The organism is Ruegeria sp. YKSF57, assembly GCF_059612585.1.
The window spans coordinates 1-26,663 of the sequence record NZ_JBXWQW010000042.1; the positions used below are offsets into that span (position 1 = coordinate 1).

Annotated in this window: 24 protein-coding genes and 1 pseudogene; 8 read left to right on the forward strand and 17 right to left on the reverse strand. The window is 56.8% G+C overall.

Features of this window, described 5'->3' with window-relative positions:
• From AC2FLX_RS16670 to AC2FLX_RS16680, 3 genes and pseudogenes are all read right to left on the reverse strand, one after another.
• Nucleotides 1-80: pseudogene (locus AC2FLX_RS16670) on the reverse strand (carnitinyl-CoA dehydratase); the annotation flags it as partial.
• Complete coding sequence (locus AC2FLX_RS16675) at nucleotides 77-2,137, reverse strand: acetate--CoA ligase family protein (protein WP_496745712.1); 2,061 nt, start codon at nucleotides 2,135-2,137, stop codon at nucleotides 77-79. The pseudogene AC2FLX_RS16670 and the gene AC2FLX_RS16675, both read right to left, overlap by 4 nt.
• The gene (locus AC2FLX_RS16680; RefSeq protein WP_480749041.1) at nucleotides 2,134-3,294 is read right to left on the reverse strand and encodes an acyl-CoA dehydrogenase family protein; all 1,161 of its coding nucleotides are present in this window, start codon (nucleotides 3,292-3,294) and stop codon (nucleotides 2,134-2,136) included. Before AC2FLX_RS16680 ends, AC2FLX_RS16675 begins: the two co-directional genes overlap by 4 nt.
• A gap of 75 nt (nucleotides 3,295-3,369) precedes the next feature.
• Between AC2FLX_RS16680 and AC2FLX_RS16685 the strand changes: the two genes are divergently transcribed.
• Complete coding sequence (locus tag AC2FLX_RS16685; protein WP_496809911.1) at nucleotides 3,370-4,308, forward strand: GlxA family transcriptional regulator; 939 nt, start codon at nucleotides 3,370-3,372, stop codon at nucleotides 4,306-4,308.
• On the opposite strand, the gene queF is transcribed toward AC2FLX_RS16685, so the two are convergent.
• The 6 genes from queF to AC2FLX_RS16715 all read right to left on the reverse strand — a co-directional run bounded on the left by queF (nucleotide 4,305) and on the right by AC2FLX_RS16715 (nucleotide 8,483).
• Nucleotides 4,305-4,772 carry a preQ(1) synthase gene (queF, locus tag AC2FLX_RS16690; protein WP_496809910.1) on the reverse strand — a complete coding sequence of 156 codons (468 nt, stop codon included), beginning with the start codon at nucleotides 4,770-4,772 and terminating at the stop codon, nucleotides 4,305-4,307. The genes AC2FLX_RS16685 and queF overlap by 4 nt on opposite strands.
• A gap of 9 nt (nucleotides 4,773-4,781) precedes the next feature.
• On the reverse strand, nucleotides 4,782-5,495 hold the full coding sequence (gene queE, locus AC2FLX_RS16695) for a 7-carboxy-7-deazaguanine synthase QueE (RefSeq protein WP_496809909.1): 714 nt from the start codon (nucleotides 5,493-5,495) through the stop codon (nucleotides 4,782-4,784).
• The gene (gene queD / locus AC2FLX_RS16700; protein ID WP_496745719.1) at nucleotides 5,492-5,848 is read right to left on the reverse strand and encodes a 6-carboxytetrahydropterin synthase QueD; all 357 of its coding nucleotides are present in this window, start codon (nucleotides 5,846-5,848) and stop codon (nucleotides 5,492-5,494) included. Before queD ends, queE begins: the two co-directional genes overlap by 4 nt.
• Nucleotides 5,848-6,540, reverse strand: a complete 693-nt coding sequence (gene queC / locus AC2FLX_RS16705) for a 7-cyano-7-deazaguanine synthase QueC (protein WP_496809908.1) — start codon at nucleotides 6,538-6,540, stop codon at nucleotides 5,848-5,850. Before queC ends, queD begins: the two co-directional genes overlap by 1 nt.
• A 171-nt stretch (nucleotides 6,541-6,711) precedes the next feature.
• Nucleotides 6,712-7,701 carry a sterol desaturase family protein gene (locus AC2FLX_RS16710; RefSeq protein WP_496809907.1) on the reverse strand — a complete coding sequence of 330 codons (990 nt, stop codon included), beginning with the start codon at nucleotides 7,699-7,701 and terminating at the stop codon, nucleotides 6,712-6,714.
• A 26-nt stretch (nucleotides 7,702-7,727) separates the two neighbouring features.
• A complete protein-coding gene (locus AC2FLX_RS16715) occupies nucleotides 7,728-8,483 on the reverse strand; it encodes a class II aldolase and adducin N-terminal domain-containing protein (protein ID WP_480749048.1) in 756 nt (251 codons plus the stop codon).
• A 125-nt stretch (nucleotides 8,484-8,608) separates the two neighbouring features.
• On the opposite strand from AC2FLX_RS16715, the gene AC2FLX_RS16720 reads away from it, so the two are divergent.
• On the forward strand, nucleotides 8,609-9,484 hold the full coding sequence (locus AC2FLX_RS16720; RefSeq protein ID WP_480749049.1) for a LysR family transcriptional regulator: 876 nt from the start codon (nucleotides 8,609-8,611) through the stop codon (nucleotides 9,482-9,484).
• A 13-nt stretch (nucleotides 9,485-9,497) separates the two neighbouring features.
• Here the strand turns inward: AC2FLX_RS16720 and AC2FLX_RS16725 are convergent, their stop codons facing one another.
• Nucleotides 9,498-9,941, reverse strand: coding sequence for a VOC family protein (locus AC2FLX_RS16725; protein WP_480749050.1), 444 nt, complete (start codon nucleotides 9,939-9,941; stop codon nucleotides 9,498-9,500).
• Between the two features lie 111 nt (nucleotides 9,942-10,052).
• Here AC2FLX_RS16725 and ade point away from each other — a divergent pair, with 111 nt between their 5' ends.
• The 6 genes from ade (at nucleotide 10,053) to msrA (ending at nucleotide 15,866) form a co-directional block, all read left to right on the forward strand.
• Entirely contained in the window at nucleotides 10,053-11,855 is a 1,803-nt protein-coding gene (gene ade / locus AC2FLX_RS16730) for an adenine deaminase (RefSeq protein ID WP_496809906.1), read from the forward strand.
• Nucleotides 11,852-13,315: an AMP nucleosidase gene (locus tag AC2FLX_RS16735; RefSeq protein WP_496809905.1), complete on the forward strand. Its 1,464-nt coding sequence runs from the start codon at nucleotides 11,852-11,854 to the stop codon at nucleotides 13,313-13,315. The genes ade and AC2FLX_RS16735 overlap by 4 nt, the downstream gene beginning before the upstream one ends.
• Nucleotides 13,316-13,445: 130 nt before the next feature.
• Entirely contained in the window at nucleotides 13,446-13,733 is a 288-nt protein-coding gene (locus AC2FLX_RS16740) for an HU family DNA-binding protein (RefSeq protein ID WP_117871130.1), read from the forward strand.
• A 157-nt stretch (nucleotides 13,734-13,890) separates the two neighbouring features.
• Nucleotides 13,891-14,769 carry a DMT family transporter gene (locus AC2FLX_RS16745; protein ID WP_496745728.1) on the forward strand — a complete coding sequence of 293 codons (879 nt, stop codon included), beginning with the start codon at nucleotides 13,891-13,893 and terminating at the stop codon, nucleotides 14,767-14,769.
• Nucleotides 14,770-14,907: 138 nt separating this feature from the next.
• A complete protein-coding gene (msrB, locus tag AC2FLX_RS16750) occupies nucleotides 14,908-15,354 on the forward strand; it encodes a peptide-methionine (R)-S-oxide reductase MsrB (protein ID WP_480749054.1) in 447 nt (148 codons plus the stop codon).
• Entirely contained in the window at nucleotides 15,354-15,866 is a 513-nt protein-coding gene (msrA, locus tag AC2FLX_RS16755; protein ID WP_480749055.1) for a peptide-methionine (S)-S-oxide reductase MsrA, read from the forward strand. The genes msrB and msrA overlap by 1 nt, the downstream gene beginning before the upstream one ends.
• Nucleotides 15,867-15,907: 41 nt before the next feature.
• Here the strand turns inward: msrA and AC2FLX_RS16760 are convergent, their stop codons facing one another.
• The 7 genes from AC2FLX_RS16760 to AC2FLX_RS16790 all read right to left on the reverse strand — a co-directional run bounded on the left by AC2FLX_RS16760 (nucleotide 15,908) and on the right by AC2FLX_RS16790 (nucleotide 26,657).
• The gene (locus tag AC2FLX_RS16760; protein WP_496809904.1) at nucleotides 15,908-17,911 is read right to left on the reverse strand and encodes a hydantoinase/oxoprolinase N-terminal domain-containing protein; all 2,004 of its coding nucleotides are present in this window, start codon (nucleotides 17,909-17,911) and stop codon (nucleotides 15,908-15,910) included.
• A 72-nt stretch (nucleotides 17,912-17,983) separates the two neighbouring features.
• Nucleotides 17,984-19,015, reverse strand: coding sequence for a tRNA epoxyqueuosine(34) reductase QueG (queG, locus tag AC2FLX_RS16765; RefSeq protein ID WP_480749057.1), 1,032 nt, complete (start codon nucleotides 19,013-19,015; stop codon nucleotides 17,984-17,986).
• Between the two features lie 70 nt (nucleotides 19,016-19,085).
• The gene (fzlA, locus tag AC2FLX_RS16770; protein ID WP_480749058.1) at nucleotides 19,086-19,751 is read right to left on the reverse strand and encodes an FtsZ-binding protein FzlA; all 666 of its coding nucleotides are present in this window, start codon (nucleotides 19,749-19,751) and stop codon (nucleotides 19,086-19,088) included.
• A gap of 58 nt (nucleotides 19,752-19,809) precedes the next feature.
• Complete coding sequence (gene mtgA / locus AC2FLX_RS16775) at nucleotides 19,810-20,550, reverse strand: monofunctional biosynthetic peptidoglycan transglycosylase (RefSeq protein ID WP_480749060.1); 741 nt, start codon at nucleotides 20,548-20,550, stop codon at nucleotides 19,810-19,812.
• A 39-nt stretch (nucleotides 20,551-20,589) separates the two neighbouring features.
• A complete protein-coding gene (locus AC2FLX_RS16780; protein ID WP_496809903.1) occupies nucleotides 20,590-21,507 on the reverse strand; it encodes a Hint domain-containing protein in 918 nt (305 codons plus the stop codon).
• Between the two features lie 183 nt (nucleotides 21,508-21,690).
• Nucleotides 21,691-26,223: a glutamate synthase large subunit gene (gene gltB, locus AC2FLX_RS16785; protein WP_496809902.1), complete on the reverse strand. Its 4,533-nt coding sequence runs from the start codon at nucleotides 26,221-26,223 to the stop codon at nucleotides 21,691-21,693.
• Nucleotides 26,220-26,657 (reverse strand): GFA family protein, encoded by a 438-nt coding sequence (locus tag AC2FLX_RS16790; RefSeq protein WP_496809901.1) that lies wholly within the window; start codon nucleotides 26,655-26,657, stop codon nucleotides 26,220-26,222. The genes gltB and AC2FLX_RS16790 overlap by 4 nt, the downstream gene beginning before the upstream one ends.
• Nucleotides 26,658-26,663: the final 6 nt, after the last annotated feature.

A 26,663-nucleotide genomic window follows, 5' to 3' on the forward strand; every position in this document is an offset into this window, starting at 1 on the left:
AGGTCGATCGCATTCGCCTTGGGGCGGTCCAGGGTGATTTCAAGGATCGCGCCATCACGCTTGGTTTTAACTGGATTCATGAGCTTGCCTTTCGAATGAGGGCATCCACAGCGACCGCGCTGGTCGCCGTACATATCAACGGATTTATTTCAACTTCACCAACGCTGTCCGCATTGGCAATGACATAGGCTTGCACCGCCTCGACCGCATCAAGCACCGCGTCCAGATCGACACCTGGTCTTCCACGATATCCTGCCAACAGCGGGGCGCAGGCCAAGAGATCAAGTGATTCACGAATGGCCGCGCGGGCGGAGGGGATCAGCATTGAGACGGTGTCGCGCAGGATTTCAGCCAGTATGCCACCTGCCCCAATAGTCAGTACATACCCATGCGCCGGGTCGCGGGTGACGCCCACCAACAACTCGGCAACGCCTCCGGTTGCCATTTCTTCGATCAGAACTTCCGGTGTTCCAACTTTGTCGACAGCATCTGCAATGTTTTTGATCTCCACGCCCAGCAAAACCGCCCCATGTTCGGACTTGTGTGCCAGACCAACGCCCTTGACCGCAAATGGCCCCTTCATGGATCGGATTGCGTTGACGGCTTGATCCGGCCGCACCGTCACGCTGCGAGGTATTTTCAGACCGAAGGCCGCCAACTCTGCCTTGGCTTCCGCCTCGGTCAGAACAACGTCAGCCTCGAGGTTTCTTGGCAACAACACGGCGTCCGCCAAGCTCGGCAAGGGCCGAGTCGCCGCCTCTGCTGCTGCCAAGGCTTCATGCAGGCCGGCAAAGGGAACAACCCCGCCAGCCATGAGGGTTTTTGCAACGGTTTCCGGCATAAGTTCTGGCAAGGTCGCGGCGACAGCGAATGGCTTCCCTTCTTGCGCACAGTTCAGCGCGGCTTGTGTCGCGCATTCCCAATCGGTGGCATCTGTGTGCGGATAGTCAACAATGGCTAATGTTAGAGCCACATCCGGACCGGTCATGCTCATCCACGCCCGGGTCATTGCTGGCGTATCGCGCCAGATATAGGTGTGATAGTCCAGAGGGTTCGCCAAGGCGACCATCGGCCCAAGTGCTGCGCGCAAATCAGCCTTTTGACAATCGGTCAGGGGCGGGAAATGCAAGTTACGCCCAACAGCCATGTCAGCGGTCAGACTGGCCTCGCCACCCGAGCAACTGATTGTGCTGATCCCGTTTCCTTCCAGCCGGCCTGAAACATGGAGCAGCTTCAATGTCTCCAGAAAACTTGGCACATCGTCCAACCGCGCGATCCCAAGCCGGTCCAGAAAGGCTTGCGCACCGGCATCACTGCCGGCAAGCGAGGCGGTATGCGACACGGTCGCGGTCTGTGCATGCGAAGACTTGCCCATTTTCAGCGCGACGATCGGTACATCCCGTTCACGCGCGCGGGCGGCCAGGGCTTCCCACTTTCTCAGATCACCAAAGCCTTCGATGTGAACGCCGATTGCGGTGATCCGGGGATCATCCAGCAGGGCCATTGCGATCTCGGCCTGATGGGTCTGGGCCTGATTCCCACATGTCAGCATGAAAGCCAATGGCAAGGCGCGCCGCTGCATCGTCATGTTGATAGCGATGTTCGAACTTTGCGTCAGGATGGCAACGCCGCGGTCGACATGCCGCATGCCGTGCTGGTCCGGCCAGATCACGACGCGGTCGAGCGCGTTTATGAAACCATAGCAATTCGGCCCAAGGATCGGCATGTCTCCAGCCGCCGCCACCAACCGCGCCTGCAAGTCCGCTGATCCGGCATCCTCGGCCAGGGCCTCTGTAAAGCCGGAAGCAAAGCAGATCGCTCCGCCGGCGCCGCTTCGCGACAGAACTTCCACGGCCTCGATAGTGGCGTGGCGGTTGATGCCGATAAAAACGGCATCCGGCGCTTCGGGCAAGGCCTCAATGGTCGCGAACACGGGCTCACCGGCGATCTCGGTCGCCTTTGGGTGAACCGGCCAAACCGGGCCGGAGAACCCGAACTTTCGAACTTGCCGAATGATTTCGGCGCACCACACTCCGCCACCAATAACCGCAAGAGAACGATAATGCAGAACGCGTTTCAGAGACTCTAACTTGGTGGTTTCTCGCATTTCTGGAGTGAATTCTGACACGGAGGTCATGCCCCAAGCGCCCTCAACAAGTCACGGCTGATGATATGGCGCTGGATTTCCGATGTGCCGTCCCAGATCCGCTCGACCCGCGCGTCACGCCAAAACCGCTCCAGTGGATAATCGTCCATCAGACCCATACCGCCGTGAATCTGGATTGCGGCATCGGTTACCCGCGCCAGCATCTCGGACGCATAGAGCTTGGCCGAGGCAATCTCGCGGTTGGCAGGAAGTCCCTTGTCCAACCGGTCCGCTGCTGAAAGGGTCAGCAGATCGGCTGCGTCAATCTCGGTGATCATGTCCGCGATCTGGAAAGATACGCCCTGAAACTTGCCGATTTTCTGGCCGAATTGCTCGCGTGTTGCGGCGTAGTCCAAGGCATAGTCAAAGCACCTGCGCGCGCGACCGACCGACATGGTCGCCACCGTGATCCGGGTGGCATAAAGCCAGGTGTTCATCACCTCGAACCCGCCGTCGACATTGCCCAGAACCTGTGCGTCCGGCAGGCGGCAGTCGTCGAAATCAAGGATCATGTTCTTGTATCCCCGATGACTGACCGACTTGTACCCATCACGGATCGTGAATCCGGGCGTTCCGCGATCGACGAGAAAGGCCGTAATCCGCTTCTTGGGGCCTTTGGGTGTCTGGTCTTCTCCGGTCGCGATGAACACGATGAGGAAATCCGCGTGATCGGCACCCGAGATGAAATGCTTGGTGCCGTTGACCACCCAGTCGCCTCCGTCGCGGACGGCCGAGCATTTCATGCCCCGCACATCCGACCCCGCGCCCGGTTCGGTCATCGCCAGTGCATCCATTCGCTCACCGCGCACGGCGGGCATCAGGTAACGTTCAATCTGCTCGCCTTCGCAGGCCATCAGGATATTCTGCGGGCGCCCAAAAAAATGGTTCAGCGCCATTGACCCACGCCCCAACTCTCGTTCGACCAACGCGAACTCCAGATGGTTCAGCCCGGCGCAGCCGACACTTTCGGGGAAATTGCAGGCGTAAAATCCAAGTTCGAGCGTCTTGCGCTTTATCTCGTCCGCAATCTCCTTGGGCACTTCGCCGGTGCGCTCTACCAGATCTTCGTGCGGGTAAATCTCGTTCTCCACGAAACTGCGAACAGTTGCGGCAATCATTTCCTGTTCTTCGGACAAGCCGTATTGCATTCTGTGTCTCCGGACTGAGTTGGGTTTATCCTGAACAGGGTTGCAGCGATATTCATGCAGAAGTAGACATCAGTCATGCAAGATTGGATAAAATCAACCTCTGCAATGCAGCAATTCGGCGTGCTGCTGTTCGATGGCTTTTCCAATCATTGCCTTGCCAACACGGTTGAACCGCTGCGTGCCGCCAATACACTGTCGGGGAAGGCATTGTACCGTTGGCAATTCCTGTCGCTCGGCTCCGACCCTGTGACCTCATCCTCTGGCTTGCAGGTGTCACCGCATGCCACGCTTGGCAATGCATCCGGCGACATGTTGGTCGTGATGCCCTCCTATGGGTATCTTGGGCACAGTGGCTGGCGCACGCAGGCAAGCCTGCGTTCGGCTTCGACCCGTTTTTCCATGATAGCAGGAATGGACACAGGAAGCTGGCTGCTGGCTGAGGCCGGGTTGCTGGATGGTCATCGCGCCACGATCCATTGGGAGGAGATGACCGGCTTTTCCGAACGCTTTCCCGAAGTCGATGTACATCGGGAAAGGTTCATCATCGATCGGCGCAGGATCACCTGTTCGGGTGCGATGGCCGCGTTCGATTTGGTAATGCACCTGATCGGACAAGACCACGGGCAGGCCCTTGCGCTGGAGGTAGCGCAGCTTTTTATGACGCGGGAGTCTGCGCGATCTCACAGTGGCGGCGCAGGGTCGTCCAGCGCTTTTGTAAACAAAGCTCTAGCGCTGATGCAGGAACACCTGGAAACGCCGCTGCCAATCCCGGTAATTGCCCGCCGTGTCGGCCGGACACAAAAGGTGCTCGAAGCGAAGATGCGTGCCGATCTTGGTGCCGGCCCAGCGCAGGTTTATCGCCGCCTGCGCCTGAATTTGGCGCGCAAACTGGTGGTGGAAACCCAACTCTCAATTGGCGAAATTGCTCTGCGGGCTGGGTATGACGATCCTAGCGCCATGACGCGGGCATTCAGGACAGAGTTCGGCACCACTCCACGCGCGTTACGCGGCTAACCGCGCCCGCGATAGGTCGGCACGCCCTGATCCGGGATCCAGACACCTGACAGTTCCGGACCGGATTGGTAGAACACGTCGATCGGAATACCACCCCGCGGATACCAATAGGCACCCACGCGCAGCCATTTGGGTTCCAGCACCTCTTCCAGCCGCTTGCCGATGGTCACGCTGCAATCTTCGTGGAAGGCACCGTGATTGCGAAAGGCGCCGAGAAACAGCTTGAGCGACTTGCTCTCGACCAGCCAATCACCCGGCACATAGTCGATCACGATATGGGCAAAATCGGGTTGGGCCGTCAACGGGCAGAGTGAGGTAAACTCCGGCGCCGTGAACCGCACCGCATAGTCCGTTCCGGCCTGCGGGTTGGGTACTTTTTCCAGCACCGCTTCATCGGGAGATTTGGGCAACTCGGTCTTGCCGCCAAGCTGGGTCAGGTTCGCATAGATGTCTTGATTAGCCATGTTAGAGCCTCATACGCCGCGCCTGTTGCCCCAAATCAGGACATGCAGTTGCGGCAGGATGGTGGGGGCATACCAACGATCCCCCAGGGTTTTTTCGATCAGCCATTCATACCGGTTCATGATACCGCCCATGTCAATGACAGCATCATACGAGTCTGGCGGCGGTGGCGTGTGGTTGCCCGGTTGCAGATAAAGCGGCAGTTGCGGGTAGCGCGCGGCAACCTCGCGCGCCCAGTTGTAGTCAGCGTTATCAAAGACCACGATCTTGAGTACCTTATGCGTTTTCATTGCGGCACAAGCACCGAACACGTCCCAATCCATCACTTCGCCGGAGGACGGCGGTTTGGGGCTGAGGATCAGTGTTTGCAACTCGTCGAACCAATTCCGAGCGACCGAGCCCTGGGTTTCCATCACAAAGGAATAACCTTTGGACTTGCCCAATGAGATCACGGGCGAAAAGTCTTGTATGGCGGGATTTCCGCCGGAAATAGACACTGTTATTGGCTTTTCTCCGGATAACTGTTCGACTTTGGCCATGATTTCTGCCGGTGTCATGGGCAACCATTCAAGGCGGAACCGACTGTCAACAGCATGCAGGCTGTCACACCACGAACAGCGATAATCACAGCCGCCGGCACGCACGAAAACGGTCGGCACACCGATCACGGCCCCCTCACCCTGAATGGTCGGACCGAAAATCTCGGCAATGCGCAGGCGCGTCATGGCCGGTATTCCGCCCATGTCTTTGGCGTCTCGCTGACGCGCACCGCACTGGTTTGTGCCCAGCGTGTCTTGCAGAATTCATAAACCTCTTTCGCCAACCGTTCTGAAGTTACCATGTCATGACCAAACACGTCGTTGAGGTGTCGATGATCCAACTCGTCATCGATCCAGGTTTTGAGCGGCTTCAACTCGCGATAGTCCACCACAAACCCGTTCAAATCCAGTTCGCTGGCGCTCAGTTCCACTTCGACCACGTAATTGTGCCCGTGCAATCGGGCACAGGGATGATCGTCGGGCAAGTCGCACAGCTGGTGCGAGGCCGAGAAATGGAACTCCTTGGTGATACGAAACATCAGGCCACCCCCACAGCCGCTTTCCAGAACTCCGGATCGGCATAGATGGTGGGGTCTTCGACACCTGCAATGTGAAACGCTTCTCGTCGTTCCACACAGGTACCGCAGCGCCCACAATGGGTTTCACCGCCCTTGTAGCACGACCATGTGTCAGCGAAGGGAGTGCCATGCTTTGCGCCTTCGGACACGATAGCCGACTTTGACACCCGGACAAAGGGTGTATAGAGTCTAACACTGGCATATCCGTCCAGCGCCTTTGCCTGCATTGCCTCGAATGCTTCGGTGAACTCCGGCCGGCAGTCGGGATAGATGAAATGATCACCGCCATGAACTGCTGTCGCCACAGCATCCGCCTGTTTGGCGGCGGCAACACCAAAGGCGATGGCCAGCATGATGGCGTTGCGGTTGGGAACTACCGTAACTTTCATGGTCTCTTCGGCATAGTGCCCATCTGGCACATCCACATCGTCGGTCAGGGCCGAACCGCTGAGATGCCTTCCGATATGCCCCATGTCGATCAGGTCGTGCGGTACACTCAACCGGTCGGCACAACGGGCTGCGAATTCGACCTCTTTCCGGTGGCGCTGGCCATAGTCGAAGGAGATCAGCCCGACCAAATCACGCTCGGCGGCCACCTTGTGCGCCAACGAAACCGAATCCAGCCCGCCGGAGCAGATGACAATTGTCTTCACTTTTCAGATCCTTGTTTTGTAAGCCGGGTAGGCTGCGACCGGCGTCCGGACCATCCGGACCGGGTGCGTTTAACAGATGGGCAGTGGGCAGGTAAAGTCCCTGACCCCAATTCAAGGACGATGCGGACGGGGGCGACCCAGAAGCCTCCCCGCCCGATAGTGATGTGTAATTCAGGTGTACATCTGCTTTTTGAAAGCCCGGGTTCGGTCGGTCGCGGCTGCGGTTCCGTCGTGATAGGTGCCGAACCATTTGTCGAACGGAATTTCCGAAGTGCCATAGTTGCACTCGAAATACCGGTGATGCAGTTGGTGAAAGAAATCCCCGGCACGCGCGGCTTCTGTATCGTTTGCCTTGATTTTTTCAAAGCCGGAGTGTGACAGGATCGGGCTCACCTGCTGGAAATACACATGATACAACAAATGCAGCGGGTGCGAGGCCACGAGCAGATGGATGAAATAGGTCGTGAAGTAGAGCATGTTTTCGTACCAATGGTTCGAGATACCCGACCACGGCCCAACATTGACATTACGATGATGTACCGCATGCACATGCTTGTACAGTTTCGGATGGTGTTCCAACCGGTGGACCCAATAGAAATGAAGCCCTGACCACATCGGGATAAAGAACATCCACACCACGAACCAGACCGGCGCCTGTTCCCAGGTGATAACAGGTGCCCAGCCATTTGCCATCGCCCAATAGATGATCCACTGATAGACGGTTGTCACGGTCATCGCGCTGCCCAATGTCCACCAGATATTGTCCCATACCTGATTACGAAAGGTGAAAATACCGTTGTTGCGGGTCAGATCACGGCGGTCGAATTTCTTGTGCATTCCCTGGCCCTTGCGCATGTAGAGCCACCAGTGCAATCCACCGGCAACCAGCGTCTGAGGCACCATGTTCAACAGCCAGACACGGAACATCCAGCCAGGCGAAAAGCTCTGCATCGACTCAAGCGATGGCAAGAAAAAGACATAGGCAATGAACGCCACCGTCATGCACAAGGTGAGCGACGTGATCTGCAGCCACGCGCCACTGTACCATTTCAGAACCGCCGCGGGGCGTGGTGGCCAATTGAAAAGGGGGTTGAGGGGAACAGCCGTTTCGGGGCGATAATTCCAGCGGTTGGATTCGGGATCTTGTAACACTTCAGCCATGGTGTGAGCACTCTGCAAAGGGTGAGTCAGTTTGCGTAATCGGAGCCTTCAGCATCCAGAACGGCCTTGATTTCCCGCATATGCGCCTCGGCCTGACCGGGATAATCCTCAAGTTCCTGAGCAGTCTTTTCTGCGATTTCATCGGGCAGAACCCTCAGTTTTTGTCCGGTTTGCAACGCGCGGATATATGTTTCAGCCGCGCGTTCAAAATAATAGAGTCGATTGAAGGTATCAGCCGGGTCCTTGCCGATGACCAGTACGCCGTGATTACCCATGATCATCACGTTCTTTTTTGGGTCCGACAGCATCGAGGCACAACGCGCGCCTTCGCTTTCGAAAGCCAAACCGCCAAATTCTTCGTCAATCACATAGCGATTGTAAAACGTCGCGGTGTTCTGATCGATGGGCGGCAAAGTGCTGTCTGCGAGCGAGGCCAGAACCGTTACAAAAGTGGAATGGACATGCATGACACAGCGCGCGTGCGGACAAAGCCGGTGGATCGAGCCATGCAATCCCCACGCGGTAGGGTCCGGGGCGCCGGGTTTCTTCATTGTGTCCGGATCGTTGGCGTCGAGCAGCAGAAGGTTCGACGCCGTGATGCGCTTGAAATGCATCTGGTTCGGATTCATCAGGAATTGCGTGCCATCCTCGTTCACGGCGAGGCTGAAGTGGTTGGCAACTCCTTCGTGCATATTCAGTCGTTCGGTCCAGCGAAAGGCAGCAGCCAAATCCACGCGATCCTGCCAATGGTCGATGTTGGGACGCAGGTTGGTGACACTCATGGCGATTCTCCTGAGGAATAAGGCAGCGACTTCGGTCATCTGAAAACCTGCATGCGCAGTGTGATTTTGACCAACGAAAAAAAAGCGGCTACTTCATTAGCAAAACTTATGCCAAGGTTATGCAAATGCAGACACGCCTTCCTCCGCTCGGTTGGCTTCGCACGTTCGAGGCAGCGGCGCGCCACTTGTCTTTCACCGGCGCGGCGCGGGACCTGAACATGACGCAAAGCGCTGTCAGCCAGCAGATCAAATCTCTGGAGGGCCATCTGGGCCGACCCTTGTTTCATCGCCGCCCGCGTGCACTGGAACTGACCGAAGCGGGAATCACCTATTTGCCGGTCGTGCGCGACGCGTTTCGGACCTTGCTGAGGGGAACGCAGGCCGTGACCGGAGACCGGAAAAACACCGTTCAGGTTCAATGCAACATCACGTTTGCTGTGAACTGGCTTGGCCCGCGCCTGCCGAAGTTCCGAGCAATGCATCCCGAAGTGCACCTGAGCATCTATACCGAGCTGTGGGAGCCCCGGGAAATGGCCGAAGGCGCGGCGGTTGAGATTCGGTATTCGCTGCGCCCAGCGGATACGGTTCGGACGGAATTGCTGACAACCGATTACTATTTTCCTGTCTGCGCCCCGAGTTTCCCGGTCACGCTGGAAAACCTGCACGACCAGCCGCTTTATGACTGTTCAAACTTATTGGCAAATTGGGCCGCCTGGGCCGAAGATATGGGTCTAAATTGGCAGAATCCTCCGATTACCTATTCCACCACATATATGGTCGGTCTTTCTGTAGCCATGGCTGGGGGAGGGCTGTGCATGGGTCACAAAGTGATCGTTTCGCGCCTTTTGGCCGAGGGTCGACTGGTGGCGCCATTCAAACACAGCGTACTGATGCCCGAGGCCTATTATCTGCTGTTGTCACCTCAAGCCGAAGAGATGCCTGGAGCAATCTCGTTTGCAAACTGGATACGGTCCGAAATCGCGGCCGAAGAATACAAATGAGGTTCACACGATGTCATGCCTCGTTCGTAGGCATCAGATCTTTTGGACGACTAGGCACCCAAGCATATCCATTTTCGCACAGAATGTACGCCTCGCGCAGACCATGCGGTTTGTCCGTCGCTTCTTGCAATACAGTAACACCGTATTTCATTGCCTTTGCGACCGAAACGTCGGGGTTTGTGTCATATAGGCGGATCTCGATACCAACACCCCTAGGCGGATTTTCTGGAAGGAGGCCTTGGAGGGGATTGGAATGATACGTTGCGTCGGAATGCAGCTGAAACACCTGGTTTCCATACGTAACAATTGCGAAGTCTGCCGTAACTTGATGACATTTCGCCGCAAAAACAGTCTCTAAAAAATGGCATTCAGCCTTCACATCCCGAACGAGAAGGTTCAATCCGATGCCCTTCAGGGACCGGCCGAACGTATCGGCCTCTATCGTTTCATAATCCATGGCGAGAGCTTCCTTGTTCCCGATCAGCCGGTCAAGCAGTGTTTCGTGATCCTTTGGTGACAAACGCATCACAGGGGTTGCGCACGTCCTGACATTCGGGAAAGTTGAGCCATGGAACACACACCTTTCCCAACCTGGCCCGACGTTGCACCTCGGCTCATTGCCGTTGCCGCAGGACGCGAGGCAGCGGATACCGTTGTCCGCGGTGGTATCTGGGTCAACGTGCACAGTCGCGAAGTGCTGTCCGACCATTCGATAGCGATTGCCGAAGGTCGGATTGCCTTTGTCGGACCTGATGCGTCACACTGCATTGGTCCCGATACGCATATTATCGAAGCACAAGGCCGCTACATGATCCCCGGACTTTGCGATGCCCATATGCACATCGAGTCGGGTATGCTGACGCCGGCCGAATTTACCCGCGCCGTGATCCCGCATGGCACCACGTCGATGTTCACCGACCCGCATGAAATCGCCAATGTGCTGGGGTTGGCCGGAGTACGCATGATGCATGACGAAGCGTTGATGCAGCCGGTCAACATCTTCACTCAGATGCCGTCCTGTGCACCCTCCGCTCCGGGGTTGGAAACCACCGGGTATGAAATCTCGCCAGAAGACGTGACCGAAGCTATGGCCTGGCCCGGTATCATCGGGTTGGGCGAGATGATGAATTTTCCTGGCGTATCGAATGCCGATCCCAAGATGCTGGCCGAGATTGCAGCGACGCAACGGGCAGGAAAAACGGTTGGCGGACACTACGCTTCACCTGATTTAGGGCCCGATTTTGCTGCCTATGTCGCCGGAGGCCCTGCTGACGATCACGAAGGAACCTGCGAAGACGATGCCATTGCCCGCGTACGTCAGGGCATGCGGTCGATGATGCGGCTAGGCTCGGCCTGGTACGATGTGGAAAGCCAGATTACCGCCGTTACGGAAAGGGGTCTTGATCCGCGCAACTTCATCCTGTGCACCGACGATTGCCATTCAGGCACGTTGGTCAATGAAGGCCACATGAATCGCGTCGTCCGCCATGCCATTGCGTGCGGATGCGATCCGTTGGTCGCGCTTCAGATGGCGACGATCAACACCGCAACACATTTCGGGTTGGAGCGCGAAGTCGGCTCCATTGCGCCGGGACGTCGCGCAGACATTGTCCTCAGTTCAGATCTGCGGGATTTACCCATCGATGTGGTCATCGCGCGGGGGCAGGTGGTGGCCGATAATGGTGAGATCAAGGTTGATTGCCCACATTTCGACTGGCCGGACACGGCCCGAAATACGGTGCATCTAGGGCATTTGCTGACCTCTGCCGACTTCGAAATCCATGCTCCCGGCGGCGCAAACCAGGTGCGTGCCAATGTGATCGGCGTGGTGGAAAACCAAGCCCCGACCAAAGCATTGAAAGTTGAACTTCCGGTTGTCGACGGTTTGGTAGGAGGTGATGGCGAGACTTGCCAGATCGCATTGGTCGAACGGCACCGAGCAACCGGAGGAGTCACCAACGCTTTTGTGTCCGGGTTTGGGTACAAAGGCAGGATGGCAATGGCCTCGACCGTGGCGCATGACAGCCATCACATGATTGTCGTCGGCACCGATCGGGAACAGATGGCCCTTGCCGCCAATCGCCTGGCCGAAGTTGGCGGCGGCATCACCATTTTTCGCGATGGCGAAGAACTGGCATTGGTGGAGCTTCCAATTGCCGGCCTGATGTCTGACAGCCCAGCCACCTTGGTTGCGGCCAAGGCTCAGGCCATGGTCGATGCAATGCAGGACTGCGGTTGCAAGTTGAACAACGCCTATATGCAGCACTCTTTGCTGGCGCTGGTGGTCATTCCCGAACTTCGAATATCCGACCTCGGGCTGGTCGATGTGCGCACATTTGAAAAGATTGACCTGTTGGAACCGCTTGAATGACAAGAATAAGAATACCCGAATCTCCGGCAACGGAATCCTTTTCCGACCCAAACGCCGCTGTAAGAAGGCTGGAAGAGTTGTACCAGCAAGCTACGCAATATCTGTGCGACCGGTTCTCGGAAACTCTTAAAAACGGGCCACCGTCAGGGCGCTTTCGTGCATTTTACCCCGAAATTCGGATCAAGACTTCATCTTATGCACATATCGACAGCCGTCTGAGTTTTGGTCATGTCGCTGAACCTGGACATCATGCCACGACAGTGACGCGGCCCGACCTGTTCCGATCTTACCTGACGCAGCAGATTGCATTGCTGATCAAGAACCATGACCAGCCCGTGTTCATCGGACCGTCCGACACGCCTATCCCGGTCCATTTCGCGGTGGCCAACAATTCCGATCTAGTCGTTCCGCATCAGGGCGCGGCAGGTTTCACGTTGCGCGATGTCTTTGACGTGCCGGACCTGACGACTACGAATGACGATATCGTCAACGGGACCCATGTTCCCGAAAACGGAACCGGTCCACTGGCGCTGTTTACCGCGCAGCGGATTGATTATTCGTTGGCGCGACTGGAACACTATACCGCCACGAAAGCCGAACACTTTCAAAACCACATTTTGTTCACCAACTACCAGTTCTATGTATCCGAGTTTGAGGCTTATGCGCGCGCGCAGCTGGCCAATCCGCAGAGCGGTTACACGAGTTTTGTTTCCACTGGGAACGTCGAGATACTTGAACCCGAAGCACCGATCGACACCCCGCTGAAGCTGCCGCAGATGCCGACCTATCACCTCAAGCGCGCGGATGGATCGGGCATCACGCTGGTCAATATCGGCGTCGGTCCATCAAATGCAAAGACCGCGACGGATCATATCGCGGTTCTGCGTCCGCATGCGTGGTTGATGGTAGGTCACTGCGCGGGGTTGCGGAACACTCAGGCGCTGGGCGACTTCGTTCTTGCGCATGCCTATCTGCGGGAAGACAAGGTGTTGGACGACGACCTGCCGGTATGGGTTCCGATCCCGCCCCTTGCCGAGATTCAGATTGCGCTGGAAAAAGCTGTGGCCGAAGTCACGGAGCTGGAAGGATATGAGCTTAAGCGTATCATGCGCACCGGAACGGTTGCTTCGGTCGACAACCGGAACTGGGAATTGCGCGACCAGTCCGGACCGGTTCAGCGGCTCAGCCAGTCGCGGGCCATCGCACTGGACATGGAAAGCGCCACCATCGCGGCAAACGGATACAGGTTCCGGGTTCCATACGGCACGTTGCTGTGTGTTTCGGACAAGCCGCTGCACGGCGAACTAAAGCTTCCAGGCATGGCCTCATCCTTCTATAACACTCAGGTAAACCGCCATCTGGCGATCGGAATCCGAGCAATGGAGGCCCTCAGAGGGATGCCATTGGAACGATTGCACAGCCGGAAATTGCGTTCTTTCGACGAAACGGCCTTTTTGTGAAGCAAAAAAGCAACGAAATCCTCATATTTTTGGGGATTCCGACGCTACTATTCGTTGTGTTCCCCCACAATATGCCGTTACAGTTGCGCGGTGAGGCCCTATGGATCGGGCACTGTAAGGAGACCAAGAAATGGCAAAGCCTATGACCAAGACTCAGCTGGTTGCTGCTCTCGCTGAGGAAATGGGAACTGACAAGAAATCCGCAAACTCCGCACTGGAGGCCATCACCGGCCTGATCACGCGCGAAGTTTCCGCCGGCGGTGCGGTCACCCTGCCGGGCGTTGGCAAGATCTATTGCCGTGAGCGCCCTGAGCGTCAGGTTCGCAATCCCGCCACCGGAGAGACCTTTACCAAGGAAGCCGACAAGGTTGTGAAAATGACCATCGCCAAAGCGCTGAAAGACAGCGTGAATGGCTAATAGGTAATACCCACGAATTTGGAAAGGGGTCGCTGATGCGGCCCTTTTTCTTTTGTAACGTCGAAACTGGCGACACTTGGCTGCGACTTGGCGACAGATCTCTTGCGACCCACCAAAAAATGCGAAACAGTCCGACCAGTCACGTTGGGGGGTTTTGTTGGATCTTCGTGCCATTGCCATGGGGCTGGCCTTTGCCTTTATGTGGTCATCGGCCTTTACGTCGGCGCGCATTATCGTCGCCGATGCATCGCCGTTGTTTTCGTTGGCTTTGCGCTTTCTGATTTCTGGGGTGATCGGTATCCTGATTGCAAGAGCGATAGGACAAAACTGGCGCCTCACCCGCTCACAATGGTACGCGACGATTCTGTTTGGAATCTGCCAGAATGCCCTTTATTTGGGTCTGAACTTCTATGCCATGCAGACAGTCGAAGCGTCGTTGGCGGCCATTATTGCTTCAACGATGCCGTTGATCGTCGCTTTGGCCAGTTGGGTCTTGTTCGGTGAAAAACTGCGCCCGCTCGGTGTCTTGGGGCTTTTGGCAGGTTTCGTCGGCGTTGCCCTGATAATGAGCGAAAGGATCAGTGCGGGGATCGACCCGTTTGGTGTAATCCTGTGTGGAATTGGCGCATTGGCATTGGCCTTTGCAACACTGGCGGTGCGAGGGGCCACGTCGGGCGGAAATTTCATGATGGTTGTCGGGTTGCAAATGCTCGTTGGATCGGCAATCCTTTTTGTTGCCGCACCGGTCTTTGAAAGTATTCGGATCAACCCGACTTGGCCTCTGGCGCTGGCCTTTGCCTACACGACGTTCATTCCCGGACTGACAGCCACATTTGTCTGGTTTCTATTGCTCAACCGCATTGGCGCGACCCGTGCGGCCACCTTTCATTTTTTGAATCCGGTTTTCGGTGTCGCCATCGCCTATGCCCTGCTGGGAGAGCGCCTTGGAATACTGGATGCCATCGGCGTTGCCATAACCACAGTTGGCATCCTTGCGGTGCAACTCTCACGGCAACCTTCTTCAAAAAACGCATAGATTGCCAAGGCATCACTTGGCCGACTGTTTCCACTGTCGTGCCACTTGCACGTCTGCGCGAGTAGGTTGAAATATGTCTTTGCTTTCCGCAATCGGCACACCATTTACTGCGAAAGTATAGCCAAAACAGGAGAGGCCATGACCCGGTACAAAAAGGACCACGAGGCCATCGCCGCACTTTCCCGTGAGGAGTTTCACGTTACGCAACGCAGTGGAACAGAACGCCCGGGAACAGGCAAACATCTGTACAACAAAGAACCCGGCATCTACGTCGATATCGTTTCGGGCGAACCTTTGTTTGCGTCGACACACAAATACGAATCCGGTTGCGGCTGGCCGAGTTTCACAAAACCCATCGAACACACCCATGTCGAAGAGTTTGAAGACCGCAGCCTGGGCATGATCCGTATCGAGGTACGTTCAAAACACGGCGAAAGTCATCTCGGGCATGTTTTTCCGGATGGCCCGCGCCAACATGGCGGACTAAGATATTGTATCAATTCGGCCGCACTTCGATTTGTGCATCGTGATGACATGGAAGCCGAAGGTTATGGCGAATATCTGGATCAGGTGGAGGATATCTGATGAGCGAACAACGGGCCGTTCTAGCCGGAGGGTGTTTTTGGGGTATGCAGGATTTGGTCCGGAAACTGCCCGGGGTCAATCGAACCCGGGTCGGCTATACCGGTGGCAACGTACCTAACGCGACCTACCGCAACCACGGAACCCATGCGGAAGGAATCGAGATCTGGTTCGATCCGGCAAAAATCTCGTTCCGCCAATTGTTGGAGTTCTTCTTTCAAATTCACGATCCGACAACCGTGAACCGTCAGGGCAACGATATCGGGATGAGCTATCGCTCTGCCATCTATCATGTGGACGAGGATCAAAGGCAAGTCGCGCTGGAAACAATCGCCGATGTGAACGCCAGTGGATTATGGCCAGGCAAGGTCGTGACCGAAGTGGAACCAGTTGGCGATTTTTGGGAAGCCGAACCGGAGCATCAGGACTATCTCGTTCGCCTACCCAACGGTTATACTTGCCACTTTCCACGACCAGATTGGGTGCTGCCAAAGCGGGCTGATGCAGCTGAATAGGCTCTGACAACGGAAAGGCGCGGGTTTTTGCCGTGCCTTTTTCAGCTTGTTGCGACGCGCGGGCGGCCGCTGGCTTCGACCGTCAGCATGCCTTCGACAAAAACCTGTCGCCCTTCGACCTGCACAGATTTGATATCGCGTTCGACAATGACACGGATATCCTCGGCACCGGCAGCCTTGGCCGCACTTTCCGTCTCAGCGCGCAAAACTGCTTCGAGCAACGCCAGAGCTTCGTCCGAGTTTCCGTAATCTTCAGGCCCCTCCTCCAAATGCACCCGGAACCGACCTTCGGACGGGCTAGTCACGGTACCGGCTCGCCGGATCGTTACGCGCCCAACCACAGCACCGATCGCGTTTGCCACGCCCGCATGTTCCGGTAGAATCATATTCGACCGCAGTCTTTTCCCGACCGCAGGATAATAGCTTGGCGCCGATGCACCCAGCCCCACCACATCCACGTTGAGCGCAGCATCCAAAGCCAGCAAACCGCGATGCGCGGAAAGCCCTCGATGCGTCAGAATATGCCTGGCCAGTTGCTCTGGCGGAAGGCCGAAATCCTCTGCTTCTTCGGAGAATGCAGTCTCTAACAGGGTTAAACTTGTCTGCTCGGTCAGTTGATCGATGATTGCCTGTGCAAGTTCCTCGGCGTTCTTTGCCAGCCTTTCACCGGATCCGACTCGCTTTCTGGAATAGAGTTCCAGCGCTTTTTGGGCTGCGTCTGTGTCCCAGGCATCCAGCCGTCCGAGAACGTGACTAGCGTCCGAAGGCGTCACGCCCGAGATCTGAACAATGCCTCGGTCCACCAACCGCGCCAGAGCGCTGTTTTCCATGCGCGTGTGCAGCAACTTTCCCAGCGGCAGAACCTGATCATCCAGCCTTTCCAACAATATCCCTTCTCGCGGGCCAACTCCTTCGTTCGGAACGCCGGGAACAATACGGGCGAAACGGGCATCGTGTTCGCTGACCGATGTTGAACGCAGCTGTTCGTCAAGGATGTCGTGTATGGCGTCGCCTTCTTCTGCAGCAATCAGGGACACAGGCAAAACGCGTCGAGGGCCAAGGAAAACGCCCCCTGCCAACCCGTCGGTAACAACGTGAACCTGACTGTCTCCGCCCAGACCGTGCGTGCGCATAGCGACGGCCTCGACCATTGTCCGAAATCCGCCAACCCGCGCACCTGCCGGATCGATGGCTGGTTTTCCGTCACGGATCAAGGCCACGTCCGTCGTCGTTCCTCCGATATCCGAGACAATCGCGTTTTCTACGCCGGTCAGCCAACGCGCGCCCACGATCGAGGCTGCGGGGCCGCTCAAAATCGTTTCGATTGGTCGCTCACGGGCTTGTTCGGCACTCATCAAAGCACCGTCCCCCCTAACGACCATCATCGGCGCGGTTACCCCCATTTCGCGCAGCGTATCCTGCGCCCGCCCGATCAGTCGATCAATCAAACCGATCAGGCGAGCATTCAAAACGGCCGTTACTGCGCGTTTCGGCCCGTTCAACTTGGCCGAAAGCTGATGAGAACAGGTGACAGGCGCGCCGGTCATCTCGGCAATGATCCGCGCCGCTTCCAGCTCATGGGCCGGATTGCGTGTCGCAAATTGTGCCGCAACCGCGAACCCAGAAATCCCCGTGTTGGTCTCGAGAAAGTCCCGCAAGGCCGCGACATCAAGTGGCTGAATCTGATTGCCCGCGTGACTGTGCCCGCCGGAAATCTCCAGTGCGGGATCGCCTTTCAGCGCATCGCGCAAGCCGTGCTTTTCAAGATCACCGTCGCGGAACCCAACATAGATCAACGCCACCCGCCCGCCTTGGCCTTCGACAAGCGCATTTGTGGCGAGAGTCGTAGAAAGAGACGCTAACGATACCTCGCTTGCGGATATGCCAGCCTGTCCCAGGACCGCCGAAATCGCCTTGCCCACACCAATCGCCAGGTCGACCCGCGTAGTCAACGACTTGGCCGAGGCGACGACCTCTTTCTCGTCCTTGACCAACACGGCATCAGTATATGTTCCGCCGGTATCCACACCCAAAGCTAACGCCATCGGGTCTCTCCTTCTATTCGCTGTTGCGGGGTTTAGCGACTTGGCGTGATGCGTCCAGCCTGTTTGCGTCATTTATGACAACTGTTTCACCGCCCAGCGCGCCGCGTCCGCGACTGCATGGTCGGGATCGGCCGTCAGCGCACGCGCGGTTGGCAACAGTACCGCTGAACCGGAGTTTCCGATGGCGTAAAGCACATTTCGCACAAACCGGTCCCGGCCAATTCGTTTGATTGGAGAACCAGAGAACATCTGTCGAAAGGCCGCGTCGTCCAGAACCGCAAGTGCTTTCAGCCTTGGTGCCTTTAGTTCATCGCGCGCAGAATAGCGTATGTCGCTGGCAGCTACGGCGAACTTGTTCCAAGGGCAGGCGGCAAGGCAGTCGTCACAACCATAGATGCGATTCCCCAGCTTTCCGCGCAATTCTTCATCCACCGGGCCCTTGTGCTCGATCGTGAGATAGGAAATGCAGCGGCGAGCATCCAACTGATAAGGGCTTGGAAAAGCGTTCGTGGGGCAACTGTCCAGACAAGCTCGGCACGACCCGCAGCGATCCTTTTCTGCACCATCTGCAGGCAGATCGAGGGTTGTGAAGATCGACCCTAAAAAGGCCCAATTTCCCCAATCCCGGCTTACCAGATTCGTGTGCTTTCCCTGCCAACCAAGGCCAGCCGCCTGCCCCAGCGCCTTTTCAGGAACCGGTGCGGTATCCACAAAAACTTTCACCTCGCCGCCCGCTTCGGCAATCAACCAGCGCGCCAGCCGTTTCAAGCGCTTCTTGACCAGATCGTGGTAGTCCTTGTTCTGAGCATAGACCGAAATTGCTCCGGATTCCCGCTCCGCAAGTATGGCTGTAGGATCATGTTCGGGTGTGTAGCTTTCCGCCAACATGATCACTGACCGAGCTTCCGGCCACAACGCCGCTGGATTGCCGCGCCACGCCATCCGCTCCGCCATCCAACCCATTTGACCGTGAAAACCAGATGCAACAAATGCGGCCAGTCGCTCAGGTGCCTTCGGCACATCCCAAGGCCGGCAGACGCGACAGGACACAAACCCTTCCTGCAGCGCCATCGCGATCAGCTTTTCCTTCAACTCCTGGCTCATGCTTCTTTCTGGTCCCAAATACCCCGGGGGAGACGCCCGCAGGGCGGCGGGGCAGCGCCCCCGAAACTGCTCAGAAATCAAGATCGGCGTAATGCGAAGGTGGCCTGAATCCGGGCACCTGATCCGCCAGTATCGACCGAAAGGCCGGGCGCGACTTGATCTTGGCATACCAGTCTTTGACCACCTGGCTGCGATTCCAGTCTACGTCGGATATATAGTCCAAAGACGACAGATGGGCAGCCGCGGCAAAATCCGCCAGCGTCATCTGATCCCCCGCCAGCCAGCGTCGGTGATCCAGAAGCCAGGCCATATAGTCGAGGTGGTATTTGATGGCGCGGGCACCATCCTTGACGTTCTTGCTGTCCGGATACCCTTGCCCCGTCACTTTCTTGTTGACCCGCTCGTAAAGCAGCTTCGAGGTTACTTCGTGGTGAAACTTGTCATCAAACCAGCCCACCAGTCGTCGCACCTCGAACCGGGCCTCGGGCGGCTTGGGCATCAATGACGGTTCAGGCCGGGTTTCCTCGATATACTCGCAAATCGCAGCGCTTTCAGCCATGACATGACCATCCAACCGAAGAACCGGAACCTTGCCCGCAGGGTTTCGGCGAAGAAAATCGGGATCTCCTTCCCAATAGCGCTCCTCGACAAGTTCGACTTCGATTTTCTTTTCCGCAAGTGACAATCGAACCTTGCGGCAATACGGAGACAGGGGAACGTGAAACAGGCGCGCCATGTAAATCCAATCGAACGAGTGACGGTGTCCCAGCAATAGCCTTGCTGGCCTTCTGGTTTCAATCCTCGAAGCAATCCGAGCGACCATCTGCGCGGATGGTGGCCGCACCGTCACGGATGGCTGCGGCCCGCCGTCGGACGCGCACAGATGGATCAGTCACCGACCTGCGCCGCGGGGACGGCAGGATTGCAGCAATCCGCGCTGCCTGCGTTTCTGACAACTCGGCTGCCGGAATACCAAAGTACTTCCGCGAGGCGGCCTCTACACCAAAAACGCCCTCTCCCATCTCTGCGACGTTCAAATAAACCTCTAATATACGGCGCTTGCTCCATAACAATTCGACGACAGGCGTGATCGAGGTTTCCATCGCCTTTCGAACCCAACTGCGCCCCTGCCAAAGAAACACGTTCTTGACCACCTGTTGTGAGATGGTTGACGCGCCGCGCTCGCTGCCTTGTTCGATCGCAGCCCTGATCGCGGTTACGTCGAACCCCCAATGCAGGCAGAAATTCGCATCCTCTGCCGCGACTGCCGAGCGGGCCATGACCGGCGCTATTTCATCCATCGCCACCCAATCGCGTTCGATTCTCCCTAAGCGCCGCCATTCTGCCCAGATCGTGTGGGTGACCGGTGGATTGACAATGGAGTAAAGTGCGACAAGCGCCACAATCAAACCAGCCACACCAGCAGCGACCAGGGCTGCAATACGCGTGACCCGACGCAACAGCCCCGTGCGCCCTCCCTGTCGTGAACCAACTTTCTTTTTGCCGCCTGTTTTGCGCGCTGCTTTCTTTGCCATGCCCCAGCTATAAAAGGGCTTGGCCGTCAGAAGAAAGCCCTAAATTGCGACCAATGCAGCCTCATACGCCTTCAGAACAGGGCGGGTGGCCAGAAACGCCTGAGAACTGACGTGATCTAGCTTGGGGAACAGAGCCAGAATCTCTGCCTGCGTTTTTCGGTCCGAGGCCGCCAGGGCATTTCCCGGGAAATAGCTCTCACTGGCCGCGCCATTGGCGAAGATCACTTCGTGTTGGGCGAAAAGCAGATGGATATAGTCCACATTCCCGCCTTCGACCCGAGTAACGGTTGTTCCGTTAACCATTGTATGCGCTGGTACAAGCACTTCCTTGTGACCAAAAAAATATGCGCTACGCCAATCTTTGATCACCATACGATGTTGGGGCGAAACCATCAGAGGACGAGTCAGACCAAGAATACCCGCTTCGAACCGGATCGGTGCAAGGGTTCCCTCGGCCATGACTTGCGTGCGTCCTATCCACAGTATTGGCTGAGGGCCGTTGTCCGCCGTGACAACCAAATCGCCGGGCTGAAGGGCTTCGATGGCCTGTTCGCCGGTCGGTGTCATGATCATCGTCCCTGGCGTAAAGCACGCAGGCCCGAGGTCATCCGGGACAATGAGAGGACCTTGCGTTGTTACGAATGTCGAACTTACGAATGTCCCTTCTTGCAAAAGCTGCCCATCGGTGGGTGTGAAAACCCTAAGACCACCTGCAAGATAAAAGGTTGTGCCAGTATAGGTCACTTCGCCCACACCAGGGACATCGATTGTAACTGTATCACCCGGCCAGGATTGGATGACGTCAAAGCCATTGACGGAATCTTCGTTAAAGCGATCCACATCACCATCATCGTTTTGGTCGACAAGATCGTAAAATTGAACCTGCAAAGTCGATCCGACGTTCACAGGATTTGCCGGGTCCAGGATAAAAAACTGGTCTGAATATGTTGTGGCCATCCGCCGTTCCTAACTCGTAATTCTAACAATGCTACCTGAATACACGTCAAGCAGCCCAAATTGGGGTAACAACTGGTCGTTTTTTGGGAATTTCGCAAGATTTTGGCCGCTCTGCAACCGGCATCAATAAAATACCCTTACGCGCTTTTCCAACGCGTAAGGGAACATCATTTTAGTCGGCGGCTACTCGGCTGGAACGGCAGTCCGTTCGACACTCAACGGATAGGCCAGTTTGTCGAGCATCTCTTTTGGGCAAACCTGTAGGAAGTTCGATTTTTCAACTTCCCAATGCTGCAGGATGTCCAAGGCCTTCCGGCTGCCGGTCTCCTGTGCATGCCGTTCGACTAGGCCCTTCAGTTGATTTTCCCAATGCTCTGCTTCCACCGGACATGTCACCAAAGTTTCTTTGTTCATCAATACTTTGGACTTACCCTCAGGGTCGTAGAGATACGCCATACCTCCGGTCATCCCGGCTCCGAAATTGGCCCCGATATCACCCAGAATGACTGCGACACCGCCCGTCATGTACTCACATCCGTTGGAACCGCAACCCTCAACAACAACGGTTGCGCCCGAGTTGCGAACTGCAAATCGCTCACCAGCGCGCCCGGCGGCGAAAAGGAAACCATCGGTTGCGCCATACAAAACAGTGTTTCCGATAATGGTGTTTTCATCGGCGTGCAGGGAGCTGATTTGTGGCGGGCGTACAACAATTATCCCACCCGACAGACCCTTTCCAACATAATCATTGGCGTCACCAGAGACTTCCAGCTTGAGACCCGGGGCCGCAAACGCGCCGAGCGACTGCCCAGCCGACCCTTGCAACTTGACGTGCAGGTGGTCCAGTTGGAAGGTGTTCCTCATGCCAAAATTCTGCACGATATGGCTGGATACACGTGTGCCTACAGTTCGATGCGTGTTTTGCACGGCGTAGGACAGTTGCATCTTTTCACCGTCCTTCAGGAATCGCGCCGCATCGCGCACAATTTCGGCGTCCAGCGTATCGGGAACCGAATTGCGCTCCTTGTCGCGGTTATAGACAATGTCATGAGCGCCATCGACTGTGATCAACAGTGGATTGAGATCCAGATCGTCGAGGTGCGCGGAACCCCGGCTGACCTGCGCCAAAAGGTCGGCTCGCCCGATGATTTCGTCTACCGAGCGCGCACCAATTGAGGCAAGAATCTCCCTCACTTCCTGCGCATAGAAAGTGATAAGGTTCACCACCTTCTCCGCGCTTCCGTTGAACTTTGCCCGCAGGCTTTCGTCTTGCGTACACACACCAACAGGGCAGGTGTTCGACTGGCACTGTCGCACCATGATACAGCCCATCGCAATCAGCGCGGCGGTGCCGATGCCGTATTCCTCGGCCCCCATCATCGCCGCCATAACGATGTCACGCCCGGTCCGCAGGCCACCGTCGGTCCGCAAGGTCACGCGGCCCCGCAGATTGTTCATCGCCAGAACCTGATGCGCCTCGGTCAGGCCCATCTCCCACGGCAGACCAGCGTATTTGATGCTGGTCGCCGGCGAGGCCCCGGTGCCGCCATTGTGGCCTGAAATAAGGATAATATCCGCTTTGGCCTTGGCCACACCAGCAGCAATCGTACCAACGCCCGAGGACGCCACCAGCTTGACCGTCACCTTGCAACGCGGGTTGATCTGTTTCAGGTCGTAGATCAGCTGCGCCAGATCCTCGATCGAATAGATATCGTGGTGCGGCGGCGGTGAGATCAGCGTCACGCCCTTGGTCGAATGGCGCAGGCGCGCAATCAGGTCGGTGACCTTCATACCCGGCAACTGACCACCTTCGCCGGGTTTTGCACCCTGAGCGACCTTGATCTCAAGCTCCTCACACTGGTTGAGGTATTCCGCGGTCACGCCAAACCGGCCCGAAGCCACCTGTTTGATCTTGGCCGAAGGGTTGTCGCCATTGGGTTCAGGTACGAAATGCGCCGGATCTTCGCCACCTTCGCCACTGTCGGATTTCGCACCGATACGGTTCATCGCCACGTTCAGTGTTTTATGCGCTTCTGGCGACAATGCACCCAGCGACATACCTGGCGTAACAAATCGTTTGCGGATCGAAGTTATCGATTCCACCTCTTCGATTGGCACCGGCTTGCCCAGCGGTTTGAAATCCATCAGATCGCGCAGATGAATTGGCGGATTCGACTGCATCTTGGCCGAATACTGCTTCCAAAGCTCATACGAAGCCTTGTTGCAGGCCATCTGCATCATATGCATCGAGGTCGCTTCCCACGCGTGGGTCTCACCCGATTTCCGCGCCTTGTAGAATCCACCGATGGGCAACACGTCCAGACCGCTGTCCCAACCCTTGGCGTTGATTTCTTCGGCCTTGGCCTGAATCCCCTTGATGCCGATACCCGAGATACGGCTGGTCATGCCTGGGAAGTACTCGGCGCACATTGCACGGCTCAGTCCCACTGCCTCAAAATTCAATCCGCCACGATAGGAAGACACAACTGAAATCCCCATCTTGGCCATGATCTTGAGCAGCCCCTGATCAATAGCCTCGCGATAGCGCGCAATGTTCTCGGTCAGGCTGCCTTCAAGCAGGCCACGCTCGATGCGATCGGAAATCGAATCCTCCGCCAGATAAGCGTTAACAACGGTCGCGCCGCAACCGATGAGCACCGCAAAATAGTGAGGATCGATGCATTCCGCCGAACGTACGTTCAGCGAGCAAAATGTACGCAAGCCCTTGCGAGTCAAATGCGAATGCACGGCACTGGTCGCCAGGATCATCGGCATCGCCACCTTGTCAGTGCCCGAGTGTTGGTCGGTCAACGCCAAATGTCCGGCGCCAGATCGCACCGCTTCTTCGGCCTCGGCCCTGATGCGGGTCAGCGCTGAACTTAATGCACCCGCTCCGGGTTCGAAGGTGCAGTCGATTTCGACTAGCGGGGCATTGAAATGGTCCGCCAACTTGTCCCATTGAGCGTTCCCGACAAAGGGGCTTTCCAGAACGATGATCTCGGTCTGGCTGCTGTCTTCGTCCAAAACGTTCTTCAGGTTGCCGAACCGGGTCTTAAGACTCATCACGCGGTATTCGCGCAGCGAGTCAATCGGCGGGTTGGTGACCTGGCTGAAGTTCTGACGGAAGAAGTGACTAAGCGGGCGGTACAATTTGGACAGAACCGCCGACGGGGTGTCGTCACCCATCGAGGCCAACGCCTCCTTGCCGTCTTCGGCCATCGGCGCAAGGATCTGTTCCAGCTCCTCGACGGTGTAGCCAGCCGCGATCTGGCGCTGGCGCAACTCCTGGCCTTTGAACAGCGCTTGTTCCACGACGCCCTTCAGTTCGTCTTCGAGGTTGTTGATCTTTCCGACCCAATCACCAAATGGCCGTGACGCCGCCAGCAGATCTTTCAACGCCTTGTCGTGATACAGCCGACCCTCGGCCATATCGACTGCGATCATCTGGCCTGGACCCAACGCGCCTTTCTGCACCACCGAAGCTTCGTCAATCGGCACCATCCCCGCTTCGGAACCTGCGATCAGCAAGCCATCGCCGGTGACCACATAGCGCATCGGGCGCAGGCCGTTTCGGTCCAGCCCACCGCAAACCCAGCGGCCATCGGTCATTGCCAGCGCGGCGGGGCCATCCCACGGCTCCATGACCGAGTTGCAATATGAATACATGTCGACCCAGGCCTGTGGCAGTTCAACCGCCTGCTTTGACCAGCTTTCCGGAACCAGCATGGTTTTGGCCATCGGCGCATTGCGGCCCGCCCGCACCATCACTTCGAACACGCAATCCAGCGCCGCCGAATCGGATGCCCCACCCGGGACGATCGGTTTGATATCCTCGGCCAGATCACCAAAGAAAGTACTCGCCATGCGGATCTCATGGCTCTTCATCCAGTTCAGGTTGCCCTTGAGTGTGTTGATCTCACCATTATGGGCCAACATGCGGAACGGCTGTGCCAGCCACCATTGGGGAAAAGTGTTGGTGGAATAGCGCTGGTGATAAATCGCAAAAGCGGATTCGAACCGTTCATCCAACAGATCGGGATAGAACACGGCCACTTGTTCGGCCAGCATCATGCCCTTGTAGATGATCGAGCGACAGCTCAACGATGCGATGTAAAGACCCGATATTCCGGCGGCATTTGCAGCCTTCTCGATCCGGCGACGGATCACATAGAGCTCGCGCTCAAAGGTCTCTTCGTCCACCCCTTTTGAGTTCGACAGCAAAATCTGCTCGATCTCGGGTCGGGTCGCGTTGGCTTTTTCCCCAAGACACGACACATCGACGGGCACATGCCGCCAGCCATAGATCGAGTAACCCATCCGCAATACTTCGGTTTCCACGATGGTCCGGCAGCGTTCCTGGGCACCAAAGTCGGTGCGCGGCAGAAACACCTGACCTACGGCGACCAACTCATCCATGCGCGGCTTGTGGCCGGTGCGTTCGATCTGATCATAAAAGAACGGAACAGGGATTTGCACATGGATACCTGCGCCATCGCCAGTCTTGCCATCTGCGTCAACCGCACCTCGGTGCCACACGGCCTTGAGCGCTTTGATCCCCGCCTCTACAACTTTCCTGCTTTTCTTGCCGTCGATGGAAACCACAAGGCCCACACCGCAGGAAGAATGCTCTTCTTCCTCGGAATAGAGACCGTTATCGGCCATCCACTTGCGCTTTGCTTCTTCGGCCCGCACCCAACCGGCATCGTATTTGGTCATTGGCTGTCTCCTTGTTCCGACGGGGCGTACATGGCCATGACCTCTGCTTCGGTCATTTGCCGGCGTTCGCCTTCGAACGCATAACCCTCGGGCTTTTTGTCGATGAAAAGTTCGAGTTTCAGTGTATTGCCGCCAGCGTTATCGAAAAGCCCGGCAGCCATCTGTGTTTGTCCGTGCATTTCTCCGGGTGCTGTTAGGCGATACCACAGGGAAGAGCCGCACTCGTCGCAAAAAGCGCGTTCCGCCCAGTCTGACGACTTGTAGGTCTTTACCGGTCCCAGGGCGGCATACCCTGGCTCGGCTGGAAAGCTCATGTAGGCGCCGCTGCTCCACCGGCGGCACATATCGCAGTGGCAAGCGCCCAGTGTCTCTCGCGCGGGGGTCGCTGTAACCGCCACCGCGCCACACATGCATTGGCCTTGTAACTCGCTCATTCGGTT